The 5,311-nt window shown below is 43.1% G+C and carries 7 protein-coding genes and 1 pseudogene; 4 read left to right on the top strand and 4 right to left on the bottom strand.

Annotated features, from left to right (window positions below):
- Both PX482_RS24725 and PX482_RS24730 read left to right on the top strand, forming a co-directional pair.
- On the top strand, nt 1-734 hold a 734-nt coding region (locus PX482_RS24725; protein WP_288123154.1), incomplete at its 5' end, for an RNA-guided endonuclease InsQ/TnpB family protein.
- Nucleotides 735-1,238: 504 nt separating this feature from the next.
- Entirely contained in the window at nt 1,239-2,195 is a 957-nt protein-coding gene (locus tag PX482_RS24730; protein WP_002761297.1) for an RNA polymerase sigma factor, RpoD/SigA family, read from the top strand.
- A 328-nt stretch (nt 2,196-2,523) separates the two neighbouring features.
- Here the strand turns inward: PX482_RS24730 and PX482_RS24735 are convergent, their stop codons facing one another.
- The 3 genes from PX482_RS24735 to ureA all read right to left on the bottom strand — a co-directional run bounded on the left by PX482_RS24735 (nt 2,524) and on the right by ureA (nt 4,113).
- Nucleotides 2,524-3,399 carry an S-methyl-5'-thioadenosine phosphorylase gene (locus tag PX482_RS24735; protein WP_002761295.1) on the bottom strand — a complete coding sequence of 292 codons (876 nt, stop codon included), beginning with the start codon at nt 3,397-3,399 and terminating at the stop codon, nt 2,524-2,526.
- 65 nt (nt 3,400-3,464) lie between these two features.
- Complete coding sequence (locus PX482_RS24740) at nt 3,465-3,791, bottom strand: urease subunit beta (RefSeq protein WP_002761293.1); 327 nt, start codon at nt 3,789-3,791, stop codon at nt 3,465-3,467.
- 19 nt (nt 3,792-3,810) lie between these two features.
- Nucleotides 3,811-4,113 carry an urease subunit gamma gene (gene ureA / locus PX482_RS24745; protein ID WP_002738360.1) on the bottom strand — a complete coding sequence of 101 codons (303 nt, stop codon included), beginning with the start codon at nt 4,111-4,113 and terminating at the stop codon, nt 3,811-3,813.
- Nucleotides 4,114-4,290: 177 nt separating this feature from the next.
- Between ureA and PX482_RS24750 the strand changes: the two genes are divergently transcribed.
- Nucleotides 4,291-4,584, top strand: coding sequence for a hypothetical protein (locus tag PX482_RS24750; RefSeq protein WP_155120423.1), 294 nt, complete (start codon nt 4,291-4,293; stop codon nt 4,582-4,584).
- A gap of 44 nt (nt 4,585-4,628) precedes the next feature.
- Nucleotides 4,629-4,916 carry a DUF433 domain-containing protein gene (locus PX482_RS24755; RefSeq protein ID WP_002761291.1) on the top strand — a complete coding sequence of 96 codons (288 nt, stop codon included), beginning with the start codon at nt 4,629-4,631 and terminating at the stop codon, nt 4,914-4,916.
- Nucleotides 4,917-5,125: 209 nt separating this feature from the next.
- Here PX482_RS24755 and PX482_RS24760 read toward each other — a convergent pair.
- Nucleotides 5,126-5,311 (bottom strand): annotated as a pseudogene (locus PX482_RS24760) (IS1 family transposase); the annotation flags it as partial.

Genomic DNA, 5,311 nt, shown 5'->3' on the forward strand with positions numbered 1-5,311 from the left:
AAGCTCGAATTATCCAAAAAGCGTCGGGATTTTACGTTTCGGTTTCCTTCCAATCTACGGAATTAGTTCCCGATATAACGGCCGGGAAAACCTGTTTAGGAATCGACGCGGGGATCGAAAGTTTTGTCGCTACTTCACGGGGAGATTTAATCAAAGCCCCTCGATTTTTGTTGAAAGTACAGAGTAAGCTTAAATTGCTACAAAGACGCTTGAAACATCAAGTCAAAGGCTCGAACAATTGGTTGAAACTCCAAGATAAGATAGCGAGATTACACGAAAAAGTGTCTAATACTCGTAGAGATTGGCATTTTAAGTTAGCTCATTACCTTTGTGATCTTGCTGATAATATCTTTGTTGAAGATATTAACTTCGTTTCGTGGTCTAGAGGAATCGTTAGAAAACAATCTCTAGATTCAGGCATCGGTAGTTTTATTAATGAGATACTACCGTTTGTTGTTTGGAAACGGGGGAAATATTATCTTAAAGTCGATAAAAACGGAACTTCACAGGACTGTCCTAATTGTGGCGCGTTCACTGGTAAAAAGTCGTTATCGGAAAGAGTTCACCGGTGTGATTCTTGCGGCCACATTGAACCGAGAGATACGGCATCAGCGAAGGTAATCGAGAACCGAGGAAAAAATGCGGTCGGACTGACCGTGTTAGAAAACGCTTGCGGAGGCGGTCGGTTGGGGGTCGTTCAGTTAAACCTGTTTGATCTAGTCAAGAGCAGATGAACCAAGAATCCCCCGCTACACCGCGCGAGCGGTTAGCGGGGGAGAGTCAATGGACATTTTAGTACAAACCCCTCACCGATCGCCCTGCGATCGCTATCTGAGAAAATTGCTCATTTTGTCATCTAGATTGCATCCTGATTGGAAACCTTTGGGTAATCTATGGGTACAGATACTCAAACCTCCCCTTCCTTGCTGCGTTCCTGATAGGGATATTTTTTTTTCTCATAAACTTTACAATATTTAATAATTGTTGTAATATTGGTTAAACAACCAAGGTTCTTACTACTTGCCATTTATGCCCATAAACTCTATATATAGCCAAAAAAAGGACTATAGAGGCAATTAAATCTTCAATTAGATTTCTCTATATCCTTGAGTGATCACTTACTAATCTCTTTACAAAACTAGAAAAAACCCTGATAGCATCTCCTTAACTGCCCCTGGGGAAGCGATCTGAAAAACGCCATCAATCCCTGAATATCAACCCTCAACCGACGCGCACTCATGAAAACCTCGAAAAACCCCACCGATCCAGTTCGCGCCTATCTCAGAGAAATTGGCCGAGTTCCCCTTCTCACCCATGAAGAAGAAATTCTCTACGCAAAACAGGTGCAAAGATTAATTTTTCTCGAAAAAATCAAGGAATCCCTAAGGGCGAAACTCGGCAGGGAACCCAGCGATCGCCAATGGTCAGAAGCGGCGGAAATTAGTGAAGAACAACTGCGTCGAGAATTGGGGGCAGGGGATTTCGCCAAACGCAAGATGGTAGAAGCGAACCTGCGTCTAGTGGTTTCCGTCGCTAAAAAATACCTAAAACGCAATCTAGATCTATTAGACCTCATCCAAGAGGGAACGATTGGGATGCAAAGAGGTGTGGAAAAATTCGATCCCACCAAAGGCTATCGCTTCTCCACCTATGCTTATTGGTGGATTCGCCAAGCCATCACCCGGGCGATCGCAGAAAAAAGTCGCACCATCCGTCTGCCCATCCACATCACCGAAAAACTGAATAAAATCAAAAAAGCCCAGCGTCAACTAGCTCAAGATAAAGGTCGCGCTGCCACCATTGCCGAATTAGCCGAGGAATTAGACCTAACTCCCAAACAGGTGCGAGACTACTTGGAAAGGTCCCGTCAACCCCTTTCCCTTGACTTAAAGGTGGGGGACAATCAAGACACGGAATTAGGGGAACTCTTGGAAGATACGGGACTTTCCCCCGAAGATTACACTGCCTATTCTTCCCTCCAAGTGGATTTGGAAAAACTGATGGCAGACCTCACCCCTCAACAAAAAGAAGTGATTTGTCTGCGTTTTGGTTTAGATAATGGGCAGCCCCTCACCTTAGCAAAAATTGGCGTTCGACTCAATATCAGTCGTGAACGCGTGCGTCAGATCGAACGAGAAGCGATCGCTAAATTAAGAAAACGCAAGGGCAACATCAGAGAATATCTAGCTAGTTAAGCTAGAGATAACCTAGAATTTGGGTCAAATTGAGCGTCTGGATAACAGCGAGAAAAATGACCCATTTCTAGATTCATCGGCGACTTTTCTCCGCTCTTATTTCTCTATTTAGGGTTTGCGGCAAAAAGTTTTTCCTGGGGGCAGGGTGTGGGGTGTAGGGTGTAGGGTGTAGGGTTTTAGCGATTTTGAGGGGGTAAATTACCTAATTTTCAGGGAAAAAGTCCAGGGATTTTCCCCCCGACCACTCCGGGATCTGGCACTTTTTGGAAACCAAAAAGTCTAAAAGTCTTACCCAACAAGGTTTTTAGATTTATTCAGCAAGCTCTATTTATTCAAGATATTTTTTCAAAAAGAGAGCTAATTTTTCTTTAGTGGCGACGGGAACAGAATCTAGACGGGTAAGAATAGCGTATTTAAGGGCAGAATGAGCGGCAGAAACGGGAGGATTAGCTACCAGACGGCGCACCGTTTCTTGGATAACTTTTTGGGCATTAATAGCGTTATGGTGTAGATTTTCGATCACCATTTCTACCGTGACATGATCGTGGTCGGGATGCCAACAATCGTAATCGGTAACTAGGGCTAAGGTAGCGTAGGCAATTTCCGCTTCTCGGGCTAATTTGGCCTCGGTTAAATTGGTCATACCGATCACGGTTGCCCCCCAACTTCTATAGAGATTTGATTCCGCTTTAGTAGAAAAAGCCGGCCCTTCCATACAGAGGTATGTACCGCCGCGATGCAAGGTAACTTCCGGTAGGTTTAAACTAGCGACGGCATCCCCTAAAATTTCGGCTAATTGGGGACAAATGGGATCACCAAAGGCAACGTGAGCAACAATTCCTTCCCCAAAAAAAGTCGCTATTCTCTCTTTAGTTCTGTCAATAAATTGATCGGGAATGACTAAATCTAGGGGTTTAACTTCGGCTTTTAGGGAACCAACGGCTGAAGCGGAAATAATATATTCAACCCCTAATTGTTTGAGGGCGTGAATATTAGCGCAAAAGGGTAATTCGGTCGGTAAAAAATGGTGATTTCTGCCATGACGCGCTAAAAAGGCGACTTCTGTTCCCTCTAAAGTACCGAGAATTAAAGCATCGGAAGGAGAACCAAAAGGAGTATCGAGGGATACTTCCCGCACATCCTTGAGGGCATCCATTTTATACAAACCACTGCCGCCAATGATGCCAATTTTTACCGTCGTCATAGTCTTGGAAAGAATTAGTTATCGTTGCCTTGATTTTACCATAATTGAGCGATTCCGTTAAGGCCTTACTTTTTCTTTTTCTTGCCCTTGAGGGAACCATTAATTAAACCATTAAAGCCATAAATTTCTTCAGTTCCCGCGATGGTAACTAATTCCACCTCTTTCGTGTCTCCCGGTTCAAATCGAACTGATGTACCCGCGGGAATATTCAGATGGGTTCCTTTGGTTAATTCGCGCTGAAACTCCAGGGCCTGATTAACTTCATAAAAATGATAGTGGGAACCCACTTGAATCGGTCGATCGCCTGTATTAGCCACAGAAACACGCAGGGTGTCGCGACCGACATTAATCTCGATCGCCCCGGATGGTGTGATAATTTCTCCCGGAATCATAGCTGCTAAAAATCTCCTGTTAGTGAATGGGATTGTGAACGGTAACTAATTTAGTACCATCGGGAAAAGTCGCTTCGATCTGCACTTCCGTAATCATTTCCGGGATACCTTCCATTACCTCCTCGCGAGTTAATAAAGTAGTGCCGTAACTCATCAATTCAGCCACGCTACGACCTTCCCTCGCACCCTCGAGGATGGCGGCGCTAATATAGGCGATCGCTTCGGGATAATTTAACTTGATCCCGCGATTTTTGCGTCTTTCGGCGAGCAGTGCCGCCGTGAAAATGAGTAATTTATCTTTTTCTTGGGGCGAAAGTTGCATAGATAGGCCTTTTTTTACACAGGTGCTAGGGTTATTGTAGTTCTTGGCCGGATAGTTGTAGCGATCGAGTTGTGAAAATTTATCTTGAATGTCCGGTCATCCTATCCATTAGTCAGAGCTTTCTTAACAAAAAGAGAAGAAACTTAAAAAAAGGGGAAACGATTGATAGGTATAGTTTTGAAAGAAGGAATCAAGGTGGAGGTGAGCAAAAAAAATGGAGAAATGGGCAGCCCAAGAATTACAGTATGCAGACCTAGGGGACACCAGAAGAAACTAATAAATCTTCAAGAAGCTTTGGAATTACACTTTGAACCGCCTTGTGCAACAGTTATTCCTCAATTGCAGAAAATCACTGTACGGGCGAAGCATTTGGGCATAACCTATCGCTCAAATCCTAGATTTCCTATCCGAATGCTTCGCCCCTACCCCGACCAATGTTTAGGCTATGCTAAAATGGTGATAAAAGCATAGAATCCTATTTAGTTTAATTAGTTGAAACTGAATCAGAGAAAGTTATGTTAACAGAGATAAATATTGGCACTTTTATAAAAAGCGATCCCAAAATTCATGGAGGTTGTCCTATTATTGCGGGAACTGCTGTTACTGTACGAAGAATAGTGATCTGGTATAAATTAGGATATAGTCCTGAAGAGATTGCCGATGAAATACCTCATCTTTCTTTGGCACAAGTTTATGCCGCTTTAACTTACTATCATACTAATAAAGAAACAATAGAATCAGAAATGGCAGACGAAACTGCGGAAGCAGATCGCCTTGAAGCATTACATTATTCTCCTTCCTAATTATGAGTAGAATTAGCTTATATATGGATGAAGATTCCACAGCGTTCAAAAGGCTTTAGATAATCCGACTTGTTTCAAAACTGCATTAGCAGTATGGCGTGATTTAATACTATTATCAACTACAAATCTTCTTTCTGTCAGAGGACTATACCAAATTTCATGATCTCCTTTCCCTTGACGGGTGGTGATTCGGTAGTAGTGATGGCGGCTTAATCCTTTGCTTTGCTTTGCTGTGCATTGTAGTCATGGATAAAATACCAAAGGGCTCCCCAACGTGATTCTCCATTTTTTTAGAGAAAGATAGACTCTCTCTCACCAGCCGAGAAATCCTTGGTCGAAAGGTATTATTTAATCTTTCAATAGGATTAGTTTGACCAGTTTCTTGACCGACTGGT

The sequence above is a fragment of the Microcystis sp. M53602_WE12 genome (genome assembly GCF_030065455.1).
Taxonomy (GTDB): domain Bacteria; phylum Cyanobacteriota; class Cyanobacteriia; order Cyanobacteriales; family Microcystaceae; genus Microcystis; species Microcystis aeruginosa.